Annotated in this window: 20 protein-coding genes and 1 pseudogene; 7 read left to right on the top strand and 14 right to left on the bottom strand. The window is 40.3% G+C overall.

Annotated elements, in window-relative coordinates; genetic code table 11:
* Window positions 1-122: 122 nt before the first annotated feature.
* Together MTCD1_RS12315 and MTCD1_RS12310 are read right to left on the bottom strand one after the other, a co-directional pair.
* Window positions 123-290: pseudogene (locus MTCD1_RS12315) on the bottom strand (transposase); the annotation flags it as partial.
* A 345-nt stretch (window positions 291-635) separates the two neighbouring features.
* Complete coding sequence (locus tag MTCD1_RS12310) at window positions 636-953, bottom strand: hypothetical protein (protein ID WP_057179362.1); 318 nt, start codon at window positions 951-953, stop codon at window positions 636-638.
* Window positions 954-1,231: 278 nt separating this feature from the next.
* Here MTCD1_RS12310 and MTCD1_RS12305 point away from each other — a divergent pair, with 278 nt between their 5' ends.
* Together MTCD1_RS12305 and MTCD1_RS12300 are read left to right on the top strand one after the other, a co-directional pair.
* Complete coding sequence (locus MTCD1_RS12305; protein WP_057179363.1) at window positions 1,232-2,698, top strand: methyl-accepting chemotaxis protein; 1,467 nt, start codon at window positions 1,232-1,234, stop codon at window positions 2,696-2,698.
* Complete coding sequence (locus MTCD1_RS12300) at window positions 2,682-3,209, top strand: DUF6436 domain-containing protein (protein WP_057179364.1); 528 nt, start codon at window positions 2,682-2,684, stop codon at window positions 3,207-3,209. Before MTCD1_RS12305 ends, MTCD1_RS12300 begins: the two co-directional genes overlap by 17 nt.
* A 280-nt stretch (window positions 3,210-3,489) precedes the next feature.
* Here MTCD1_RS12300 and MTCD1_RS12295 read toward each other — a convergent pair whose 3' ends face one another.
* The 8 genes from MTCD1_RS12295 to MTCD1_RS12260 all read right to left on the bottom strand — a co-directional run bounded on the left by MTCD1_RS12295 (window position 3,490) and on the right by MTCD1_RS12260 (window position 12,393).
* Window positions 3,490-3,771, bottom strand: a complete 282-nt coding sequence (locus MTCD1_RS12295) for a hypothetical protein (RefSeq protein ID WP_057179365.1) — start codon at window positions 3,769-3,771, stop codon at window positions 3,490-3,492.
* A 257-nt stretch (window positions 3,772-4,028) separates the two neighbouring features.
* Entirely contained in the window at window positions 4,029-4,412 is a 384-nt protein-coding gene (locus tag MTCD1_RS12290; protein ID WP_057179366.1) for an HsmA family protein, read from the bottom strand.
* A gap of 89 nt (window positions 4,413-4,501) precedes the next feature.
* Entirely contained in the window at window positions 4,502-5,272 is a 771-nt protein-coding gene (locus MTCD1_RS12285; protein WP_057179367.1) for an MBL fold metallo-hydrolase, read from the bottom strand.
* 242 nt (window positions 5,273-5,514) lie between these two features.
* Complete coding sequence (locus MTCD1_RS12280; RefSeq protein WP_057179368.1) at window positions 5,515-8,607, bottom strand: efflux RND transporter permease subunit; 3,093 nt, start codon at window positions 8,605-8,607, stop codon at window positions 5,515-5,517.
* A 12-nt stretch (window positions 8,608-8,619) separates the two neighbouring features.
* Complete coding sequence (locus MTCD1_RS12275; RefSeq protein WP_057179369.1) at window positions 8,620-9,765, bottom strand: efflux RND transporter periplasmic adaptor subunit; 1,146 nt, start codon at window positions 9,763-9,765, stop codon at window positions 8,620-8,622.
* 114 nt (window positions 9,766-9,879) lie between these two features.
* Window positions 9,880-10,602: a TetR/AcrR family transcriptional regulator gene (locus MTCD1_RS12270; RefSeq protein WP_057179370.1), complete on the bottom strand. Its 723-nt coding sequence runs from the start codon at window positions 10,600-10,602 to the stop codon at window positions 9,880-9,882.
* 236 nt (window positions 10,603-10,838) lie between these two features.
* Entirely contained in the window at window positions 10,839-11,162 is a 324-nt protein-coding gene (locus tag MTCD1_RS12265; RefSeq protein ID WP_231732942.1) for a hypothetical protein, read from the bottom strand.
* A 364-nt stretch (window positions 11,163-11,526) separates the two neighbouring features.
* The gene (locus MTCD1_RS12260; protein ID WP_057179372.1) at window positions 11,527-12,393 is read right to left on the bottom strand and encodes a LysR substrate-binding domain-containing protein; all 867 of its coding nucleotides are present in this window, start codon (window positions 12,391-12,393) and stop codon (window positions 11,527-11,529) included.
* Between the two features lie 217 nt (window positions 12,394-12,610).
* On the opposite strand from MTCD1_RS12260, the gene MTCD1_RS12255 reads away from it, so the two are divergent.
* Together MTCD1_RS12255 and fghA are read left to right on the top strand one after the other, a co-directional pair.
* The gene (locus MTCD1_RS12255; protein ID WP_057179373.1) at window positions 12,611-13,777 is read left to right on the top strand and encodes an S-(hydroxymethyl)glutathione dehydrogenase/class III alcohol dehydrogenase; all 1,167 of its coding nucleotides are present in this window, start codon (window positions 12,611-12,613) and stop codon (window positions 13,775-13,777) included.
* Between the two features lie 72 nt (window positions 13,778-13,849).
* Complete coding sequence (gene fghA / locus MTCD1_RS12250; protein ID WP_057179374.1) at window positions 13,850-14,689, top strand: S-formylglutathione hydrolase; 840 nt, start codon at window positions 13,850-13,852, stop codon at window positions 14,687-14,689.
* A gap of 110 nt (window positions 14,690-14,799) precedes the next feature.
* On the opposite strand, the gene MTCD1_RS12245 is transcribed toward fghA, so the two are convergent.
* The 4 genes from MTCD1_RS12245 to MTCD1_RS12230 form a co-directional block, all read right to left on the bottom strand.
* On the bottom strand, window positions 14,800-15,192 hold the full coding sequence (locus tag MTCD1_RS12245; RefSeq protein WP_057179375.1) for a DUF2750 domain-containing protein: 393 nt from the start codon (window positions 15,190-15,192) through the stop codon (window positions 14,800-14,802).
* 110 nt (window positions 15,193-15,302) lie between these two features.
* Window positions 15,303-16,484 carry a lipocalin-like domain-containing protein gene (locus MTCD1_RS12240; RefSeq protein WP_057179376.1) on the bottom strand — a complete coding sequence of 394 codons (1,182 nt, stop codon included), beginning with the start codon at window positions 16,482-16,484 and terminating at the stop codon, window positions 15,303-15,305.
* Window positions 16,481-18,919: an FtsX-like permease family protein gene (locus MTCD1_RS12235; protein WP_057179377.1), complete on the bottom strand. Its 2,439-nt coding sequence runs from the start codon at window positions 18,917-18,919 to the stop codon at window positions 16,481-16,483. Before MTCD1_RS12235 ends, MTCD1_RS12240 begins: the two co-directional genes overlap by 4 nt.
* Window positions 18,920-18,923: 4 nt before the next feature.
* A complete protein-coding gene (locus tag MTCD1_RS12230; RefSeq protein ID WP_057179378.1) occupies window positions 18,924-19,592 on the bottom strand; it encodes an ABC transporter ATP-binding protein in 669 nt (222 codons plus the stop codon).
* 354 nt (window positions 19,593-19,946) lie between these two features.
* Between MTCD1_RS12230 and MTCD1_RS12225 the strand changes: the two genes are divergently transcribed.
* The 3 genes from MTCD1_RS12225 to MTCD1_RS12215 all read left to right on the top strand — a co-directional run bounded on the left by MTCD1_RS12225 (window position 19,947) and on the right by MTCD1_RS12215 (window position 23,448).
* Window positions 19,947-21,554: a CHASE domain-containing protein gene (locus MTCD1_RS12225; RefSeq protein ID WP_057179379.1), complete on the top strand. Its 1,608-nt coding sequence runs from the start codon at window positions 19,947-19,949 to the stop codon at window positions 21,552-21,554.
* A 356-nt stretch (window positions 21,555-21,910) separates the two neighbouring features.
* Window positions 21,911-22,750 (top strand): bifunctional demethylmenaquinone methyltransferase/2-methoxy-6-polyprenyl-1,4-benzoquinol methylase UbiE, encoded by an 840-nt coding sequence (gene ubiE / locus MTCD1_RS12220; protein ID WP_082606389.1) that lies wholly within the window; start codon window positions 21,911-21,913, stop codon window positions 22,748-22,750.
* A 2-nt stretch (window positions 22,751-22,752) separates the two neighbouring features.
* On the top strand, window positions 22,753-23,448 hold the full coding sequence (locus MTCD1_RS12215) for a ubiquinone biosynthesis accessory factor UbiJ (protein WP_057179380.1): 696 nt from the start codon (window positions 22,753-22,755) through the stop codon (window positions 23,446-23,448).
* Window positions 23,449-23,454 lie beyond the last annotated feature (6 nt).

The following is a 23,454-nucleotide window of genomic DNA, read 5'->3' as shown; positions in this document are numbered from 1 at the left end:
TAAGCTTATTTGTTGTTTTCTTGCCGTGGCCATAATAACTCTCAATGGAAACTTATTGATTATTATTTAAGCATAGTAGAGTCACTCATTATTTCCATTTGAGTGGGTGTCTTTTATATTCCCTCACTTAATACCTGTAGTTTATCGGCGACCCAACCACGTCTATGCTCATAACTTTGCCCGGTGTGCTTATCTTCACCACACAGATATGCCCGCCGAACACAACGAGATACACAATGATAATAAGGCGTGTCAACTAAGCTTATTTGTTGTTTTCTTGCCGTGGCCATAATAACTCTCAATGGAAACTTATTGATTATTATTTAAGCATAGTAGAGTCACTCATTATTTCCATTTGAGTGGGTGTCTTTTATATTCTTGTGAACTATTTTTTCACTATTCATTGGCTAAAAGTTAAGGTTCACTAATACCACAGAGTGAACGTTAATATTGTTCTGTCTCGACACATTCTTAATGGCTCTCAACCTGATGGCTTGAACTTAGATTTAGTTCAAGAACCATCACTGCTGAAACAGTTAGTTTTGCTTAGTTTTCTTGTTGAGATAATCTCACTACTAATGTATATCATTACCCCGTTTTGTTGGTCACTAAACTTGTCGTAAATGCATTGTGGATTAATGGATTGTGCGCTCTTGCTTGTCCCACAGGCTTCCTTGCCAATGTGAGATCGTTCCAGAGGCTTCACAAGTGTCACAATGCCATTCAATCAAACCCAGGGAAATACCTGTTGCCGCAATGCCCCCTAGACAGAAAAGTTCATCAGCTCGGCTGTTGCATTGTAAATCAACATCAATGAGTGGTTGCTCTATATTTTCAGAAATCGATGACACAATTTTGGTCAGAAATTTGAAAACCGTTTTTGCTTGTTCAGTAAGCTCTAGTACGTTACCTTCTTCGTCAAGGAAATCTCTTAAATTTGCTTTTAACGCCATACAGTTTTATCAATCATAAAAGGTTAAGCTAGCTAACATATAGCAGTTAAGGTTCTCGGTACATCATTTCTACTTTAATATTCTATTTTGCCCTGATGTCGACAAAGCCCACCATGAAAACATCGCAGACCTTTACCCCTGATCATGCTTCGATTACGACAAAGTAGCTCAAGATAACTAGTTAGGTCAATGGCTAGTCTTTTTTCATAAGACCCCGATATAACAATTCTAAACTATAATTTAAAGACTTTAAATTATTCAGTATGAATGAGAGAATTATGAATAAAACTAATCAACTATTCAGTTATCTTTTTAGTGCCTTATTTGCTGAGAGCCTATTGTTAGCGGTACTTTTTGATTCATATCTTTCTGCTTTAGTTATCGGTATACCTGCCTTATTGGTACCCTTATATTTTAATCGAACGGCGCCTAAATCGACAATCACCAAGCATGTGTCCGCACTTGCAACTATGATTTTTGCCGCCCTTCATATCCATCAAGCAAACGGTCTAATAGAAGTACATTTTGAGATATTCATTTTGATGGCATGTTTGATTATTTATCAAGATTGGCGAGTCTTTATTACCGCTGTGTTGGTTATCGCGGTGCACCATGTTTCTTTTTATTTCCTACAAATCAATGATGTTGGCGTATTTATATTTGACCAAGGCAGACTGGTATTTAGCACCGTAATAATTCATGCCGTGTACGCCATCATAGAAGCTGTTATAGCCGGATATATGGCAAAAACAATGGCAGAAGAGAGTAAAGCAGGGCAAGAGCTATCGAGGGTAGCAACGGCAATAGTAGCGGATATAAATGCGATAGACTTGAGCATAAAAACAACGGCTGACAATAATAGTACCTTAGTTTCATTTAACCAACTCTTAGAGCTATTGTATCGTGTAATCACTGGGGTAAAAGAGCAAGTAATTGAACTTAATAGCAATTCAAGTAATTTAATGAAGACTAAAGATGATTTGGAGAAATCTTCATCACAACGCCAACAAGAAACCGATACTATTGCCACCTCTGCGGAAGAAATGGCGGTAACCGTTGCCTCAATTGCCGAAGAAACCAGTCAGTTAAGTGATCAAATGCAAGAAGCAAATAATTACACCCAGACAGCAAATGAAGATATTCTTAAAATTAATGAACAAAACAAAAACCTCACTTCTGCGCTGGAAAAAACCAGTGAACAAGTAACAGAGTTGGCTAACTCGACCGATGCTATTGCCAAGGTATTAACAGAAATTACTAGCATAGCAGACCAAACAAACTTATTAGCATTAAACGCGGCAATTGAAGCTGCAAGAGCTGGAGAGCAAGGTCGAGGCTTTGCCGTGGTTGCTGATGAAGTGCGTGCTTTAGCTAATCGCACGAAAGAAAGTACGGATAAAATTGGAGCGACTTTGTCTCTATTACAGAATTATTCTAAATTAGTCACGGATTCAATGACGAGTAGTCTGGAAATCGTTCTTACTGTTATTGAAAGTGCCAATAAAGCGCAAGAACAAATAGCCCAAGCATCAAGTTTAGTTGAGCAAGCAAGTGCTATTTCTATCAATGTAGCAGCAGCGGTTGAACAACAAGCAACGACAACTGAGGATATTGCAAAAAGTGCTGAGATGCTCCGAAGTACAGTGCAGCTTGATATTGAAAAAGTGGAAATACTAGGTCAAGAATCAATTAGGGTAAGCAAAACCGCAAGTGAAATGGAGCATAATATTGCCCGATTTAAATAATAACTTAACCAAATTTCAATTTACTATAATCATTATTTGGCTAAGTTTTACTGTGGCAGCTTTTTATTACTTTGTCATGAATAAATTGGTCAGCTTTGATGTTGATAATAAGCTGCTAGGCATTGGTCATCAACAACTTGCCACTTTGTTAACACCCTATATAGCACCTGGGCGGCAAGGTGTAGGGAATACAGTGCTACATTTTTCTCAGCCAAACTGTGATTGTCAGCAATATAGTAAGGCGCATATTCAGGATATCAATCTAATAGCGAGCGATAATGAATTTACTATCATCAAGGTTGTTATTCATGAACATAAAATTATTCCCGCTACGCCATCGGTTGCTATTTTCGATGCTCAGGGAGACATTATTTACTTTGGTCCTTATGGACAAGGCCTAGCCTGTTCACAAACTTCAGGATATGCACAAACCATGTTAAATAACCTTATCAAAGGATATAAAGCACACATCATCATTAAAGAAGCAAAGGGCTGTTATTGTTCAGTATAAGTTTTTATAACTAGAGCTTGTAAACGAAATTACCTCATCACTAAAGCTATGAAAGCAGTAGTGCAAGTTTGATTTAAATGGCTGGAAACTTCCGCTTGGTGTTGTGACTTAAAGATATTTTTCCGTAAAACTTTCATTGTTTTTTCGCCATTTTTTACAGTTCAGCAAACATGGCTCAATAATTTCCCTTAATTTCCCTTAATTTCCCTTAATTTCCCTTAATTTCCATAGCCCGACAATTATTTATGACTGAAGATAATATTTGAGAGAGCAATAAATACTATTTTCGTATATGAATATTTACTTGAGTATTAATAGTCCCTTCCTTATCAATGGCAATGACCGCCTCATTAAGCAACATGACTACCTGGGTTATTTCATCTTGGGTGCGAATAAAGCTCAGTTCATAGCCATAATTATGCATTGAACTGACAGACGCTTGCTGGGCAACACTCAGTTGCGTCCATAATGCATGTGTACTCGGGCAGTCGTGCCTGCGTTCGTCTCGATCTATTTCATTTTCACGGGTTAAAGGTTTGGTATTCTTAATAGCAGAAGACATAGGACATTGCATCCTTGTAACACGACAATGGGTAGCTAAGGTATAGCAGTTTTCAATTTATATTCAATCAGAATGCAGGTTTTATAGTCGTTGTTAGTAAGTCCAGTGTTGTTTTTTTACCTAGTGCGAGAGTTTAGCACGGGTATTTTATTAGCAAAAATGGGGCGGTATGACCGCTTTAACAGGAGAATTGTCATACCTCAGCAATAATTCAACCATTTTGCCTATGCACAGATGACAGAACTATTGCTGGTTAATCATTTCCCTAAGCCACTAAGCCCAAGATACAGACCAGAAATATAGGAAATCATCCAGAAAGCCCAAACAAGGATGCTAAAGCGGTGGAAAGTTTTTTGCAGCTCAAGATCATTATTCCGGATAGCGATGAATGCCCAACAAAAATGGAAAATCATCAAGAAAAGCCCTAAGAAGCCCGAAATTGAATGAGCAGTAAAGATAAGGTGGCCGACATGCAGGTACATCATGATAGTGCCAATAGTATCGGTAATGACTCCCAGTGCAAACATGGTTAAATGCCACTTCTTTAATTTTTTATGGCAATAGTCATTCCAGATGCCAATAGAATAAAAGATCAGGGCGAGGGTGAAAAAAATGGCTCCCGATAAAATTAACGGTGTCACAGCTTTATCCTTTAGATAGCGTCAAAGGCATGATTTTAATCTAATTGATAATTAATTGCATTAGTGAGTTGTTACAGTACATTAATATTTTACTTAAGAGCGTTATTTTTAGGCATAAACTTTATTAAACTCTTGAGCTTTGTCTTAACAGAGCGCCAATGAGTTCTAGGAATTTTAGGCGCTAGCGCCAATAAATGTTGAAAATCATGCTCAGATAGATGTACTTCCCCGCCATGCGCAAGAATAATGCTGTCGGCCTGTAGCGCGATTATTTTGTGCAGTGATGCTCGATACCTATTTGGGTGAAAAATAGGGAAGGGCGGAATAAATTTGTTTTTAACTTTAACCATTAAATCGGCAACATAGACTTTATTACTGGGCAGGTGATGTAAAGATAAATCTCTATCAGTATGCCCTTGAGTGGCTAAGGCCACCCAATCAGAAAACCCGGGTAACGCCTCGCCATCATCTAATTTATAGTCAGCTTTGAGTTGGCTTGAATACCAAATGTTCTTACTGGGTCTTTTCATGCGTTTGGCTACCCATTTAGCCAGTAGTATGTCGGTAAGATGCATAAGCCGACCATCTAAGCCTGAATACCATTGGCCACTGACATTGGCGGTGGCAATTTTACAGCCGGTTATTTCTCGTATCTTATTAGCGGCGCCAGCGTGATCGGGATGCATATGAGTTACCACCACTAAGGTTATATCACTAAAGGAACGCTGTAAGGTTTGTGTGATAAAGTGCTTTAGTACCGAGATGTCTGAGCGACAGCAACCATCAAGCAGCAGTAACTTATCGGGATATTCAGCTAGTAAAATTGTTTGAATATGCCCGTCAAGGTGATGTAGTTTCATAGCGATAAAACAGCTCAGTAAATAGGTGGATATCTCAAGGTTACAGTATAAGAAACTGCTTAAGAGCGCACTGTTTTTTTGAAGTAACTGAATAAAAAATCACAGTGTTAGTCTTGAACATATACTAGCTTGAATAGCCTTTATCTTTAGGTTGAAAGTCATTCCGCTTATTCAGCGAGCGTTTGGCTTGAAAACCACCCACAGGATCTTGGTGGGTGGTTTTATCAACTAGCTAAAATACTTTAATTAAGTACTTTTTCTAGGGCTTCTTCAGATACGTCAAATTCGTGTTCGTCCAACTTGTGCCTTGTTTCCGCCAGTAATAAATAAAAGCTAGGTAAAATAAACAAGGTAAAGATAGTGCCAATAAACATACCAGCCACTAAAATTATGCCTATGCTGTTACGCGCTTCTGCGCCTGCACCAGTAACCAATACTAAGGGAAAATGCCCGAGTATTGTTGCTGCTGAGGTCATTAAAATAGGCCGTAACCGTGTCGTTGCCGCTTCAGTGACCGCCGTGAGTTTATTGGCGCCAAGCTCTTGGGCATGGTTGGCAAATTCAACAATTAAAATACCATTTTTAGCAATTAAGCCAATCAAGGTAATCAAACCTATTTGCGAATAAATATTAATGGTGGTTAATTCCATATAAGGGATTAATAACGCACCCGATAGCGCTAACGGTACACAACCTAGCAGCACCACTAAGGGATCTCTAAAGCTATTAAATTGTATGGCTAATACCAAGAAAACAATCAATAAAGAAACCGCCAATACCATAATTAAGGTATTACCTTCTTGGCGTAACTGTCTAGATTCACCAGCGTAGTCAATAGAGTAGCCTAAAGGTAATATTTCTTTGGCTGCCTTTTCAAGGGCTGATAACGCTGCTTCTTTGTTTGATCCCGGTGCGACACCACCGTAAATTCTAAACGAAGCTTGTTGAGCAAAGGTACCGAGTTGTCTCGGCACCGTTTTCCATTTTAACTCAGCCACCGCTGAGACAGGTAATAGCTCGCCGGTAGGTAATTTAATATTCAATGATAAAATTGCTTCGGTTTTACTGCGTACTTCATCATTAACGATGGGAATAACGCGATAAGCTTTACCGTTAGCATCAAAGCGATTAACAAAGTTACTCGATAATAAAACACTCAGTTGCTCACTAATTTGCCTGACAGTCATACCTAAATCAGCAATTTTTTCTCGATTTAATTGCAGTTCCACTTGTGGCAGGTCTATTTTTAAGTCGGTATCAGCGAAAAGAAATTGTCCACTGGCAAAGGCTGCTCCGACAAGTTGATCGGCATATTGCTTCATTTCACTATAGGGCGCTGAGGCTTTAACAATCATGTCAATTTCAAACTTACCTGAACTCGGTAAAGACGAGGGGAGAATTGGAAACATATTCAGCCCAGGTATTTGTGCTAACTTCCCGTAAATACGCGGCACTAATGACTGGGCGCTGTAGTCGCGTTCATCGGCACTGACTAACTCTAAACCGCCAAAACCACCACCGCCAAAGATGATCTGCCAAACTTTCTTACCACCTTCTATTTCTTGCAAGCTCTCTACTACTGGGTTCATTTGTGCGACGTTATAAGCGAGCGAAGCATCAGGAGGTGATTGAATAACAAACATGACCATCGATTGATCTTCTATGGGCGCAAGTTCTTTTTTCGAGTGTAGATAAAAAGGCACATTAAGTAGCGATATCACTAGAGCAATAAGAAATACTTGTCCTTGCCACTTAAAAATCTTATGTAACAGCTTGGCGTAGCTGCTCTGCAATTTTTCAAAAAGGTGATTTACTTTACGGGTGAACCAACCTTCATCACCGCCTTTAGGAGCAACATATGCGCTCATAATGGGTGATAAGGTAACAGCAACAATGCCTGAAATAATAACGGCAATCGCTAAGGTAAAAGCGAACTCTTTGAATAATACCCCAGTCAGACCAGACAAAAATCCGATAGGTGCATAAACTGCTGCCAGTGTTAAGGTCATTGAGATAATGGGCACCAAGAGTTGGCGCGAACTAATCAAGGCAGCATCAAATCTTGACATGCCTTGACGCATCAGTCTGGCAACATTTTCTACTACCACAATGGCATCATCAACCACTAAACCCACCGAGAGTACGATAGCTAACACGGTTAATAGGTTTAACGAAAAACCCATCATAGTCATAGCGGCAATAGCCCCTAAAATAGAAATAGGTATGGTGATTAATGGCACTATGGCGCTTCTAAAAGAGCCCATAAGTAGTACCACTACCAAGCCAACTAAAAAGACTGTTTCAGCTAAGGTGGTAAAAATTTCAGTTAAGGCATCGCGCATATACAAGGTGCCATCGTAAGCATAACCAATGGAAATACCGTTGGGTAGAGTTTTGTTTAGCTCAGCTACTGTTTTATATAACCTATCACCAATGGCAATTTCATTAGCGCCAGGCAATGGCCAAATGGAAATATAAACGGCATCTTGATCATTTAATCTAGCGGTGACACTGCTATCTTCTGCGGCTAGCTCAATTTTTGCGACATCTCTTAAATAGATATTCGCGCCATCTAGCTCACTGACCACCAATTGTTCAAACTCTTCGACACTGCTGAGTTGGGTATTAGCAACGATATCAATTTTTTGCCGACTATTTTCTACATAACCCAAAGTGGCTATGGTGTTGTTTGCTGCTAAGGCTTGATAAACATCACTGGCGCTTAAGTTAAATATTTGCAGTGCCTCTGGATCTAACCAGACACGCATTGCCGGTGTTCGAGCGCCCTCAATACCAACTCTTTGTACACCTTCAATAGCATTTAAAATCGGATTAACTTGGCGAATTAAATAATCGGTAATGCGTGATAAGTCATTACCGTTGGCATGAACATTTAAATAAAACACCGCAAAAGGTCTATCGGCACGACTCACTGATACCATGGGGTCTTGCGCGCCAGCAGGTAACTCAAAACGAATTTGACTTAAGCGAGCGGTTAATTCAGCTAGCGCCAAGGTCGAATTTTCATTGAGTTTTAGCCAAGCGGTAACTTTCGAACTGCCAGATGTGCTGGTCGATTCGACATATTCAACGCCTGGCACAGTAGCGGCAACACGCTCAATTGGCTCGGTAACAAAACCTTGCACTACATCAGCGGCAGCGCCGATGTAATAGGTCTCAATTACTAATGAGGCACTTTCAATTTTTGGAAATTGCAGTACCGGAATTTTACTTGCTGACCATAGGCCAGCAATACAAATAATAATAGACAAAACAATGGCGACTACAGGTCGCTTGACAAAGATGTCCATAATCGATGGTTTATTTTCTTGCATCATAAGCCCTTATTATTGTGTACTTGCATCGAGAGCAGGCGCTTTAGCGGCTACTTTGGCAGTTTCATCAGCCGCTTCATGGGCAGATTCACGGGCAAGGTATACTTTCATACCAGGATATAATTTGAACGCGCCTTTATTGGCAACCAGCTGGCCTGCTGTTACGCCGGAAAGTATCATTACCCGTTCACCTTGTCGCTGGCCAAGTTTAACGGCTACTTGTTTCGCGCGATAGCTACCCTTACCAGCAGCTTCTAAGACAAAAACATAGTCACCTAAGGCATCGCGTTTTATCGCTAAATCAGGTACTGAGGCGAGTATAGCTTGCTTAGCAATGGGCACTATCACAGAGACCAAGGTATTTGGTTTTAATGCTAAGGTTGCTGATGGCAATTGTGCGCGGTATTTTAAATGACGTGAAATACGTGATAACTGAGGGTCGATAGCTATAATTTTTGCTGTAAAATCAGCATCTTGATTCATTGGGCTAATTTTTACCATCGAGCCTAAACTTAGCTCTTGGTAGCGTTGTGGCAAATGAAAATCAATCCAAGTAAAGTCATTAATACCAATAAGATCAAGTACCTGGCTGTTTTTATCTAAATACTGGCCAACTTCTAAGTTATGAATACCAACCTTAGCGGTAAAGGGCGCAGTTAAGGTTTTTTTATCTATTGCCGTGGTAATCACAGCAATATCTGCTTGTGCTATTTGTACTGCCGCGCGAGCTTGGTCAACGCGTTCTTCACTAATGCCGCGATTTTTCTGCAACTCAATATTACGCGCTAGGGTCTGTTGCTGTAGCGTCAAGGTCGCTTGAGCTGCCATTAAACGGGCATCTTCGTCCCTATGGTCTAATACCAGTAACACTTGTCCTTCTTTAACGACACTGCCAGAGCTGGCATTTAACTGGGTAATTTCACCGGCAAGTTCGTTAATAAGCAGTAAAAACTTGAACGCTTGTACTTCGCCACTTATCTGAATATGCTGCTGATAACTAATATTGCTGACGGTTACCGCAGTAACTGTTGCTGCTGGCTCAGGCATGCTGGCAGCATGGGCTTTGGCCGCTTGTTGTAGTGATGATTTATAGCTATATAAGCCAAAAATAGTGCCGGCTAATAATATTATCACCACAAGCCATTTAGTTAGATTCATGATTGTTCCTTTATCCCTTTTTTTAAACGCTTAATTAATACCTTGAGCGTTTTTACTGTAGTGCGGTTAAGTTGTTTAATGATAGTTAATCTGTGCAGGTATTGGCCTTTAAACTTATCTAAGCCCAGCCTCTGTTAGGCGTAGGCATACTTTTTTTATGCCATCATCTGTTATTTTTTGCTGCCAATCATAGGTATTGACTAAGCGCTGCATGGTGCGAATATGTAAATTATCAGGTGCAAGCGCTAACATTTCTTCTGCTGGCTTGTCAGCTAGATCGTTGCGCCAGCATTGGTGTACACGTACCGTTTGAAAATAACCCAAGGATAACGACCAGCTGCCTATGTTTATCTCTTCAATATCTCGTCTACCTGAAATTAATTCACCGGAATCAGCGGCGGCTTGTAAAAATTGTTGAAACATAGTTTGGCAGCGCTCACCGCAAGCTATCATTTGTGTTAACCAACGCTGTGAGCAGCGCTTCATCATGGCTTGGGTGTTGACTATGCTTTCAAGCTGACTATCAAAGTTATACATTTGTACTTTGGAAAAATCTAACAAGCTGGTGGCAATAATGCGCTCGGGTGTGGTCAGGGGTAAAGCCAGTACTTTTTTAAAAATACTTTGTCGCTCTTGATACATGCGAGTGGCTAAGGCAATCAGTACATCTTCTTTGCATTGGACAAATTTATAAACAGAGCCCATAGACAGACCCGCCAATTTGGCAATAGCGGACATTGAAAAATCTAATAAACTACTGTCTTCAATAGCCTTGATTGCTGCGTAAATGATTAACTTCTCTTGTTCTGCTGCGCTAAATCTTGGAGCTGGAGCCATATATAAATCTTATCTTGTAATTGTATTCGAATGTTATTCAAATGTTAGTTTAACTAACTTTTTGTTAAGTTCAAGGACAAATACCTTATTATTAATAACATTTATCGATAGTTTGCCGAATAGCCGATTAGATAAATAGCCGATAGATAGAGCATGAACAGCTTTTTATAATATGGAGTGCACGTTGGGGCAGTACCGCAGCTCTTGTTAGAGATAGTTTGTTAGCGGGGTGGAAATTAACTAACCTGTGCTTGTTCTAATTGCAACCAGTTCAGTGCCACATCACGATCTGAATAAATTCGTAAATTCCACTTATCAGCTCTTGGGATGGTATTAGCTAAATACTCTGTGTTTAATTGGCTGGCTATTTTGTAGACAATAACAGCTATCGCGTGAATTTCGCTTAGATTACCAATATTTATTTGTGCTTCAAAATCATAAGAATAAGCGTTAATTTTATTGATTAGTAACGAAAAAGGGCTATGAAGATGAGCCAGAAAAAATTCATGCAACTGCTTGACCATAGTAAGATTAAGTTCTACACCCTCGTTGACTATCACCTCGGCAATACTATCGCTAAGTAATATGATTCTGGCGAACGGTAGTTCATATAGTTTGATACCTTACTCCTACCCTTGGAAACGACTAACCATAAAGCCGCCTACCTTTCTAGTATAGCGAAAGGTCTAGCATTAAGGTTTGCTCGTTAAGTTAGGTGCACAGCAAGGTAATCGACTAACAAGCTAATTTTGACGGACAATTGTCTATTATGAGGATAAACAGCCCAAATACCCTCATCAGGCTCGCGGTTATCGCTAAGCTAGGTGCACAGCCAGGTAATCGACTAATAATCTAATTTTGGCGGACAGTTGTCTGTTATGAGGATAAACAGCCCAAATACCCTCATCAGGCTCGCGGTTATCGTTAAGCTAGGTGCACAGCCAGGTAATCGACTAATAATCTAATTTTGACGGACAGTTGTCTATTATGAGGATAAACAGCCCAAATACCCTCATCGGGCTCGCGATAATGGTCAAGTAAGCTGATTAAACGACCCTGCTCTATATAGTCTTTTACATAGTAATCGGGTAGTTGCACTATACCAATACCTTTTAATGCCGCATCAACTAAGCCATAACCCGAGTTGAAACGGATACTGCCGCTGACACGGATATTTTTATCCTTGTTATTATCTCGAAAGCGCCAGTAATCTAAGGTGCCTAAAAGACAATTATGTTGCTTTAATTCAGATAGAGCATGAGGAGTACCGTGCTTACTGATATAAGCAGGTGCCGCACAGACATAATTAGTACGTTGGGCTAGTTTTTTTGCCATTAAGGTAGAATCATGCAACTTGCCTAGTCGAATGGCGAGATCGTAGCCTTCATCGACTAAATCAATTTTTTGATTACTTAAGTGTGCCAGTACCTGAATATCTGGATGGAGTAAAACAAAATCATTGATTAGCGGTAGTACTTGTTGCTCTCCATAAGTAACGGAGGCAGTAAGTTTAATCTTGCCTTGTGGAGTGGATTGTAAGTTGGTTATTGCCGTTTCAGCTTGCTCTAGTCCGTCAAGAATGACTCGGCAATGTTGATAAAATAACCTGCCTTCTTGGCTAAGTGATACTTTTCGGGTGGTGCGATATAACAATTTCACCTTCAGACGATGTTCTAATGCGGTGATCTGACGACTCACTTGTGCAGTTGATATGGCTAATTTTTTAGCCGCTAAGGTAAAGCTCTCTGCTTCTGCGACATAAACGAATTCACTGATACCTTGCCAATTCATGATTGTTACCTATATGTAAAAGTGATTTACTAAAATAGGATATTATCATTTAAGCGGAAACAAATATAATAGCCCTATACTTTACTTGGCTAGAGTTATTTAGCGTTAGTTAAACCTTATTAGTAGATAAGCTTGTTGATAGGTTTAGCTTTTTCTTAATAGACTACACTTGATAGCCATACCATTACCCTTTGCCAGCGATAAAAGCGAGAATACTATGCCTGAAAAAACGCCTGAACAAACGTCCGAACAAACGCCTGATCAATTTATTAAATCGAAAGCCGCCATTGCTTGGGGCCCAAATCAACCGTTATCCGTTGAAGAAATTGATGTCATGCTACCTAGAAAAGGTGAAGTATTAATTAAGGTGGTAGCATCAGGCGTTTGCCATACCGATGCTTTTACCTTATCTGGTGATGATCCAGAAGGCATTTTTCCGGTGATTTTAGGTCATGAAGGTGGTGGTATTGTTGAGCAAATTGGTGAAGGTGTTACCAGCGTACAAGTTGGTGACCATGTTATCCCATTGTACACACCAGAGTGTGGCGAATGTAAGTTCTGCCTATCGGGTAAAACTAACTTATGTCAAAAAATTCGTGAAACGCAGGGCAAGGGATTAATGCCTGATGGTACTACCCGTTTTTATAAAGATGGTCAGCCGATTTTCCATTACATGGGCTGTTCAACGTTCTCTGAATACACGGTATTACCTGAAATTTCCTTAGCAAAAGTTAATAAAGCAGCTCCGCTAGAAGAAGTGTGTTTATTAGGTTGTGGTGTTACCACCGGCATGGGCGCAGTAATGAATACTGCAAAAGTGGAAGAGGGAGCGACAGTAGCCATTTTTGGTCTTGGTGGTATTGGCCTTTCAGCGGTTGTTGGCGCTACTATGGCAAAAGCCAGCCGTATTATTGTCATTGACATTAACGAAAGTAAATTTGAGCTGGCGAAAAAATTAGGCGCAACCGATTTCATTAATCCAAAAGATTATGACCAGCCTATTCAAGACGTTATTGTGGAGTTAACGGATGGCGGTGTTGATTATTCTTTTGAATGTATAGGTAATGTCGACGTGATGCGCTCAGCACTTGAGTGTTGCCATAAGGGCTGGGGTGAGTCAATAGTTATTGGTGTTGCGGGTGCGGGACAAGAAATATCCACTAGACCTTTCCAATTAGTGACGGGCCGAGTATGGCGTGGCTCTGCATTTGGTGGTGTTAAAGGTCGTACTGAGTTGCCTGATTACGTAGAGCGTTACTTGGCAGGTGAATTCAAGCTAGATCATTTTATTACTCACACCATGGGACTAGAAGACATCAATGAAGCCTTTGAGCTGATGCATAAAGGCGAGAGTATTCGTAGTGTTATTCACTTTGATAAGTAGCACTTTAGCAAGTAGGCATTTTATAGCGAGCGTTTTGTCGTACAAAACACTCGCTAAAACTAAGGATTTACTATGACCATAGAATGTTTAACCAGTAATAAAATGTTTGGCGGATGGCATAAACAATATAGCCATCAAGCCAGTAGCTTAAATTGCCGCATGCGTTTTGCTATTTATTTACCGCCACAAGCATCGAGTACCAATAAAGTTCCTGTGCTTTATTGGTTATCAGGGCTTACCTGTACCGATGAAAATGTTATGCAAAAATCAGGCATACAGCGTATAGCCGCTGAGTTAGGTATGGCTATTGTTGCCCCTGACACTAGCCCAAGAGGTGAAGGTGTTGCTGATGATGACGGTTATGATTTAGGCCAAGGGGCAGGGTTTTATCTTAATGCTAGCCAAGCGCCGTGGAATCGCCATTATCAAATGTATGATTATATCGTCGATGAGTTACCGGCATTAATTGAAGCAACTTTTCCGGTAAGTAATAAGCGTGCTATCGCCGGTCATTCTATGGGCGGGCATGGCGCGTTAACCATAGCCTTGAAAAATCCAGAACTTTATTGCTCCGTTTCTGCCTTTAGCCCTATCAGTAATCCCATCAATTGTCCTTGGGGGCAAAAAGCCTTTAGTGCCTACTTAGGTGATGATAAGGATTTATGGCGAGATCATGATGCCAGCGAATTGATGCGACGGGTTAAGCAATTTGTCCCTGCTCGGGTGGATCAAGGTGAAGCGGATAACTTCCTTAATGAGCAGTTAAAACCTGATGCTTTACTGTCGGCGGCAAAGAGCAATGGCTACCCGCTTGAGTTAAATCGTCATGAGGGTTATGACCATAGCTATTATTTTATCAGTAGTTTTATTGAAGAGCAGTTACGCTTTCATGCACAATATCTCATTCGATAGCTAGCTTTTAGTCACCAAAAAGCCACCTAGGTACTAGTCATAGTCATTAAGTGGCTTTTTTATTGGTCGCTTAACCGTGTTAGAGCACCGATGCGTTTTTACTTGCGAGGCTATTTTCGATTTTGCTTTTTAGTTTCTTTTAGCAGCAACTGTTCAAATTCTTCAGGAAATAGTATCAAGCCCTTATTATCTTGATTGGGAAAAACCACCAAAGCCAAGTCATCATCGGCCAGGCCCACGCTCCATCGACTGTACCATTTAGCCAAAGAAATCTCCTGAGGCTGGCATGCTTGCCACTCACCTGTCGCCCAACCCTGAGCAAATTCTTTATTGGGCCATACCGGCACACAATCCTCATCGTCAGTATTTAGCATCATACAGCCATGCTCATCAGTCAATAGCCAAATTTCTTTATTGCTAACGACTTGTTGTAGCAGGTAGCTTAAACGTTTTTCATCATCATAATTTTCTATGGTATTAAGTTGTTCAGTTGATATAGGCATGGGCAAGAAGGGCTGTTTGAAATAAGAGTAATTATTTTATCGTGTTATCTACACACTAACAACCGCTGCTTTACCCTAATTTTATTGCTTAACTACTGCCGGGGTTGAGCTTACTTATTACTATACCCTGTCATTTCGACAAAACCTTGGCCTTGATGACTGCCACTAAAAGTCACCATACCTTCAAAGTATTCAATACCAAAGCGCATAATTTGTTGCTCATTAACTACCGTCACCTTGATATCGATATTTTCTTTCGCGATAAGTAATGAAAATGATTGTGGGTAGGGGGAGTTACTGGTGAGCTTATTGTCGTGACTGGTAAGGGATATCTCGTTCGAGGCTATGCTACGAATGTCACCATTGCGCGTCATTATGCTGGCATACAAATAATCTTGCTGGTCTGAGCGAGCACGAAAAACCATCAAGGCAGTATTGTCATTAAGGCGTAGTGCAAACCAGTCCCAACCTTGTTGATCTGGCCCTAGCGGTTGTGAAGACCATTCACGTTCGAACCAGGCTTGACCAGTCACTTTTTGCCAATTACCTTGCCAATAGACCTTACCCGTGACTTCAATAAAAGGCTGAGAATAATAGTGGCTGGCGATATTTAAATTCGGGTGTTTAATGCTAAAGCCATTTTCGCCCTGCAGAAAGAACTCTACTGTTGTGGTTAGTTTCAGTTCTACTTGCCAATGGTTTTCTGTCTTAGTAACAATGCCCTTTTTCGTTATTGGCGCATTTATTGCCCTATCTACTGCGGCAACAGTTACTGCACTCGTTATTGAGCCGACCGCTGAGCCATAAACTAGGCGTGCCGGCAGTAAAGATGCTGTGGACTGCCATTGCCAGTCATCTATGCTGGCATTAAAGGGCTCAGCAGATATGTTGACGTTGCCTAGCTCTTCACGACCATGTCTATAGGCGGTGTTATGGCTTTGTGCATCCGCTAAAGCGGCATGAGCGAAGTACCAATGTTTATCGCCAACCGCGCGGCGAAAAAGAGTCCATTGACTTGCCAATGACTGGCCATGTTCAGTGGTTAACGTTGTGGTTAAATACCACCACTCTTGGCGATACGCTTTTTTCGGGGCATGGGCTTGTGGAAAAAGTATCTGATTATCCCTTGATGGACTAGCAAATTTACCGTCCGCATCGGTAAGGTATTTTAGTGGTTGACGTTTTTTTTCCTCTGCTTCATTGCAGCCAGTAATAAGTAGGCCACTGGCTAGCAAGATTAATAGCGGTTTTAAGTAATATTTTAAGCAATGCCTTAAGCAAAAAATTATCATGACAAACTGGCCCTGACATTGAGCTTATATAAGGGAATGGCTAATGCAGGTAATAATATCAATAGCCCAGTAATACTAGTGAGCGCAAATGGCGCGATATCTAATACTAGCGGCATTGACCAGCCAAATGAGGCGGGTAGCACTTTTGCTACCAAGGCTTTAGCCAGTAAGCCAGCTATCGGCCAGCTAAGTAAAAGCACACCAAAAGCTAACAATAGCCACTGCATTAACATATGACTAAAGAGCTCAATACGGCTATACCCCAAACTACTTAAGATGTGTAAATCTGGTTTGCGCGCCAATTCTAAATTGTTGGCTGATAAAAACAGGCCAAAGCAGGCGATAATGAGTAAAACAAAAGCGATTGCCTGAGTCAGTACAAAAGTTTGCTTAAATATTGCTAGTGCCATTGTTTTGATTTCTTCAGGTAAAAATATCTGTTCGTTATCAAGACCTAACTGCTCAGCTAACGCGGCTGTACTTAGATTATTACGGCCCTTAAAGTAGACAGCGAAGCCATGTTCACGCCAGCCTGAAAGAGGAATTTCCTGGGCCTTTAACGGAATTTTGACCGAATAGCCTTGATTTCCATAGTCATAAAAAATGGCTGTTATGGTACAGGTGAGCTGTTGCAGGCCTTGCTCGACGGTGAACTGTTCATTTAAGGCTAAGCCTTTTTTCAGCGATAGCTGTTCGTTGATATAACAACTGAATTGTCCCGTTGCTTGCTGCTTGGACGACCTTGCTTTAAACAATAAACTATTTTGTTGTTTTGCCGACATAAGCGCATGAACCGCTAGGGTATCATTACCGTATTTGGCAACAGTCTGTTTAAAGAGCACATATTCATCAATATCATCTTGCTGTTTAAGCCAGGCCTCAACCTTGTTTTTTTGCTTGGGGTTATAACTGATAAAGAGGTCTGCACTTAACAACTGCTCTAAATAGGCAGTGAAAGCTTTTTCAAAACTGTTGACCATAAGCGCCGCAGAAATACTGGCGGTGAGTGCTAGGTAAAATGCTGCTAAGGGTAAATAGCGTCTACCCACTTGTTGGCGGGCATCTTTAACCACAAATTTGACTCGAAAAGAGCGGGTAAAATAACTCATGCCCTTAAGTAAGTAACTCAAGATATTAGGTAATAAGGCGACACTGGCGATTAATAATAGGCCATATTTTATCATTAATAAATGCCAAGAATTTTGTCCATAAACCTCAGGCCAAAGCAGGAAAACAGCCAGCAAGGTTACACCAATGGCCGCGCTTGCTCGGTAGTTAAATGGTTGAGGCACAATGCGGGCTGTTAGGGCGATTTTTGCTGAGCTAATAAGCCTAAACTGTTTTAATAGTGCCAAAAAAACGGCCACGGCAGAAATAGCGAATGCCCATAAGCTATATAACCAATGCCATTGGAAATGTCCGCTTTGTCTTAGCTGATAAAGCTGCTCTAAGGTTATGCCTAATATAGGCAGTAAGATTGACACCAAGGCAAAAGCGATGGCAATACCTATAATACTGGCGAGCAAGGTTAATAGCAAAGCTTCACATAGCATGACTTTTAGTATGCTGGTTAATTCTACGCCAAGTAAGCGTAACTTTGCCGCTAACTCGCCGCGTTTTTGCCATGCTTGATCAGCGGCTTGAAAAGCGATAAATAAACTGACGATAAAACCTAAAATGGCCAGTGCCGATAAATTTAAATGCAAAGCATCGGCAAAACCTTCTCGTTCTTCTAGTGACCAAGCCTCTTGAATGGATAAATACTCTGGTAAAGCTGCGGCTAACCGCGCCTTTTCATCGGCGCTAATGGCGGTCACCATTAAATGACTAAAGCCTTTGATATCGGGAAATAGTTGCCAAGCAAGGGGTAAGTCAACTAAGGCGACTTTGCCCCAGTCATTGATTTGATTGTAGTTAACCTTAAGTGATTGGCCATCAGCTAAGGTAATTTGATTGGCATCATTTATATCTGTCGTTGAATTAAGCGTCAAGCCAAGGGCTTTGGCGTATTTGCTGCTTAGATTAATATGATGAGTGGTAAAACTTTTTGGCATGGCCAAAACCAGTGGCAGTATGTCTATGGCTCGGAATGATATTTTCTTACCGGAAGCAAGTGTTTTACCAAAAAGATGTATTGGCGCAAGTTGATAAAAGCCTTGGGCTTTTAAATGGCTAAAGTCATGGCGTGAAATATTGTCGCCGCTATTGGCAACAATATAAAAACTCACGGGAGATTTTAACCCCCTATTGGCTGCTTGGTATTGCTGCTCACTGGCATGATTTAATACCAGAATGCACAATAAAGTGCTGGTGGCTATGGCTAAACTTAAAATAAAGCCAAGGTTTAATAAGGGCTTGTTTAAGTATTCAGCTAAATGCGCCTTTAATACCAAGAAAAATTCGCTATTTGTTTTTGTGCTCGGTTTTGTTTGCATCAGCTTAATCAGTAACTAAGCGGATGGAAGATTCTTGTAAACGATAGATTTTATCCATACTAGCAGCCACATCGGCGCTATGGGTCACCATAAGTAAGGCGGTGTTGTTGGACTTAGCTAGCTGGACTAACTGTGCTACTACCTGGCTACTATTCTGCTGGTCTAAATTTCCGGTTGGTTCATCAGCAAGCAACAATTTTGGCTTACTGTTTAGCGCGCGAGCAATAGCTACTCGCTGCATTTCACCTCCTGACAAGGTGGCCGGATATTTTTTTAATAAATGGCTAATACCAAGTTGCTCTGCTAGTGCTAAACCATGCATAACATCATAGCGACCAGCGAGTTTGGCACTGAACTCAATATTATCTTGCACCGATAAGCTAGTAAGTAAATTAAAGTGTTGGAAAATAATGCCGATATGCTGTTTGCGTAACTGGCTAAGCTGCCTATCACTGGCTTGTGTTAAGGAGATACCTGCTACGGCAATCTTACCTTGCTGAATTGGCTCTAAACCGGCAATCAAGTTGAGTAGGGTGGTTTTGCCACTGCCGCTATCGCCCATCAAAGCCACACATTCACCCGGGGCAACGGATAAATTTAAATCGACTAATAATTGGCGATGATTATCACCATCGATGATTTGATGATTGAGTGACTGGATAAGTAAGGACAAAACACCTCCTGTTATTATTACGGACTAATGCGAGTTATTAGCATTATAGCGAAGCTAGCGTTAATCTCACCCCGCTGGAAGCGGTGAATATAAAAGTGATGCTGATTTTAACCTTGTCATATATTACGACACGTTCAAAAAAATGTTTTAACCGCACTAGCTTATGCTTTTATATTGTACTCCTTTGGCAGATAGCTCTTGTACTAATCACATTATGTTATTAATATCCTTCATGAATATCCCTTCATACTTATAATTAGCCTAAACAGCACAACCACTTTTAGGCTTGAAAAACACTGGCTGCTGAGCCTTGATAATAATAGTGGTAGGGAAGCAGTTGCTTAAGGATTTCAAATGGTTTTAAAAACCAACAATGCAGTAATGCAAATTTTTGTCATGATTGTCGGCATCTTACTATCTACGTTAAGTGGCTGGTTTCTTTTTGATGTTGAAAAAAAAGCCATCATTAGTGAATTTCACAAGGATATTGACGAACGCGCTGCCTCATTATCTCGTGAGATAGAAATAAATATTGAAGCACTATATACCTTAGCAACGTTATTTAGCCAAGCATCAACCCCTGATTTCCAAGCTTTTACCACGCAAGCAAGAAAGACCTTAAATCGTCATAATGATATCCAAGCTTTGGAATGGATACCCCGTGTGCCGCACGATCAAAGACAAGCTTATGAGGCAGAGTTAAGAAAAAGTTTCCCTGACTTTGAGTTTACTGAACGTAAGGCGCAAGGCTATATGGCAGTGGCGCAGCAAAGAGCCGAGTATTTTCCTGTTTATTATGTTGAGCCTTTAGTTGGCAACGAAGCCGCATTTGGTTTTGATTTGGCGTCAAATGCCACACGTCGTGAGACGCTAGAAAAATCACGAGATAGCGCTACGGCGCGAGCTACGGCGAGTATCACCCTGGTGCAAGATAATTATAAGGAAAAAGCTTTTTTAGCCTTTTTACCAATATATAAAGGGCAACCAAGCACCTTAGCTAAGCGTAAACAAAACTTACAAGGTTTTATTCTTGGGGTTTATCGTATCGCCGACATTTTTGTCAGCTCAACCCTAAATGATGAATTACTGGGCTTAGAAATTGACCTTGTTGATGAGACTGATCCCAATAATATTGATTTGCTCTATACCCATAGTTCATCAACAGGTTTTATGGTTGATAGAAATATTATTTATAAAAAAGTACTACCTGAAATATTAGGACGTAAGTGGAGTTTAATTGGTTCACCAACACAGAGCTATATTTCGGTAAGAAGAAGTGTACTGCCTCTGTTTGTCTTTGGTGCGGGTATTATTTTTACCCTATTTATTACTGCTTATATTCGTAGCATTACCAAGCGCGCCAATGTGGTACAAAGGATTGTTATCGAAAAAACCAATGAACTGAATGAAGCCAATAAAAGGTTAAAAAAGCTATCGAGGATTGATGGCTTGACCGGTATTGCTAATAGACGTTTTATGGATGAATTTTTAGATAGGGAATGGTTACGGGCTATCAGACAAGAATCATCAGTCTCCTTTTTGTTAATTGATATCGATTTCTTTAAAGCCTATAACGATAACTATGGCCATTTAGCCGGTGATGAGTGTTTGAAAAAGGTTGGTGCTTGTCTGAAACAGCAGGTGAATCGTGCTGTAGATATGGTTGCTCGATACGGTGGTGAAGAGTTTGCTTTTGTTTTACTTGATACTCACGATGTTCAATTGATTGCCCAACGCTGCTTAAAGTCTATTGAAGCGCTAAACATTAAACATGAGTTTTCTCAAGTTGAGGCGGTGATAACCATTAGTATTGGTTATAGTACCATAGTGCCGCAAAAGGGCAGTGATCCCAGTAGTCTTATTGCTGCCGCGGATGAAGCATTATATAAGGCTAAAGACAGAGGTAGAAATAACGCGCTTGCTAGTTTTACTGTTAACTCACCGCCAACCTTCAGCATATAACTATGCTTTCTCCGGCTATTTACTTTATTTTAGGCAAAAAAAACCGATAGCAAAGGCTATCGGTGAGTTAGCTATGAGGAAAGCTAGAATATTCAATTATTACAACAAGCGTCCGTATAAGGGAACGAAGAGAAGTATAGAGTAGACACTCTATTTCTTCAAGTTAAAAATGTAATTTTATTTCATATTTGTTGTTTAGTTACATTATTTTATGGCAAGTAAGAACTTATTATTCAGTTAGGTCAGCAAAGCTTTAGTTAAATCAATAAAAAACCTGCTGGGTATTTGGTGATTTAGCATGCATACAGTAAACTATCGACAATTATAGTTTTAATATTGCTTTAAGTGAAATTACCATGTCATCCTCAGATAAAAATTCTCAAGCCAGTGACTTATCAACCAGCCAGCAGACACCAGCCGATGCCGACACTTCAGCCGATAACTCAGCCGAAAGTAAAGGTACTACGCACTTTGGTTATAAAACTATAGAAAAAGCCGACAAAATATCTATGGTAGCAGGCGTTTTTCACTCGGTGGCAAAGCAATATGATGTGATGAATGATTTAATGTCCTTTGGTATTCATCGCTTATGGAAACGTTTTACTATTGATGCCAGCGGTGTTCGTCCAGGCAATACCGTTTTGGATCTAGCCGGTGGTACCGGTGATTTAACCGCTAAGTTTTCGCAACTCGTTGGTCGAGAAGGTAAAGTGATTTTAGCGGATATTAATAGCTCAATGTTAAATGTTGGTCGCGATAAATTACGTGATAAAGGTTTAGTGCAAAATATAGAATATGTACAAGCAAATGCTGAATATTTACCTTTTGAAGAGAATACTTTTGATATAGTCACTATCGCTTTCGGTTTACGTAATGTAACGGATAAAGATAAAGCCTTACGCTCAATTTATTCGGTATTAAAACCGGGTGGCCGTTTACTTATTTTAGAATTTTCCAAGCCAGAGCATGAGCTATTGAATAAAGCCTATGACTTCTATTCCTTCAATATTTTACCTAAAATAGGGGAGTTGGTGGCGAAAGATGGTGAAAGCTACCAATACTTAGCTGAGTCAATTCGCATGCATCCTGATCAAGAAACCTTGAAAAGCATGATGGATAACGCCGGTTTTGAACAAACCAGTTTCAAAAATTTAACCGGTGGGGTAGTTGCCTTACATAAAGGCTACAAGTTTTAACGATGCGAGCTTTTAATAACCAAGCATTAACACCACTAAGTACTCAACTTAGTCCTCCATTAAGAGATAGCCTATTGTTACCACAAGTTGCCACGGCAACCCTTGAATTCATTATTAACAAAGCCTTGGCGTTAAATCATAATAAGGCCATCTCTTTTGCCGCGTTAAAGCAAAAAACGTTAACCCTAGAGTTAGCTGAGCTTTCATTTCCGCTATCGTTTACTGTTAATACTAGCGATAGCTCAGCTGTGATCATAGTTAGGTCTCAAACTGACAGTAGTGACTGTACGATAAAGACCAGTATAAAGGCGCTAAAAAAATTAAAAGCTAAGCAATCGCTAACACAATTAATCAAACAAGATGAATTAGATGTTAGCGGTGATATAAAAATAGCACAGCAATTTGCTCACATTACTCAGTCACTGGCAATAGATTGGCAGTCTGAACTAGCTAGGCACCTTGGTGATGTGCCCACCCATAAGTTACTACAGTTTAGTGATAAAATTAGCAAATCCATTTCTGCAACCGTGAAGCAGATTGAAACAGATATTAGCGAATATCTAGTACATGAAAAACGCTTACTGGTGACTATAAGTGAAGTAACTGCTTTTAACAGGCAAGCCAAACAACTTGCCAGTGAAGTTAGCGCTGTCTCTGCGCGTATTGATAAAATTTTTGCTGACTTAGCTGAAAAATAAATTCAA

Origin of the sequence: Colwellia marinimaniae (assembly GCF_002207865.1) — a bacterium.
Lineage (GTDB): Bacteria > Pseudomonadota > Gammaproteobacteria > Enterobacterales > Alteromonadaceae > Colwellia > Colwellia marinimaniae.
Note: the sequence above shows the minus strand (reverse complement) of the source record. Positions and strands in the feature narration are given on the sequence as shown.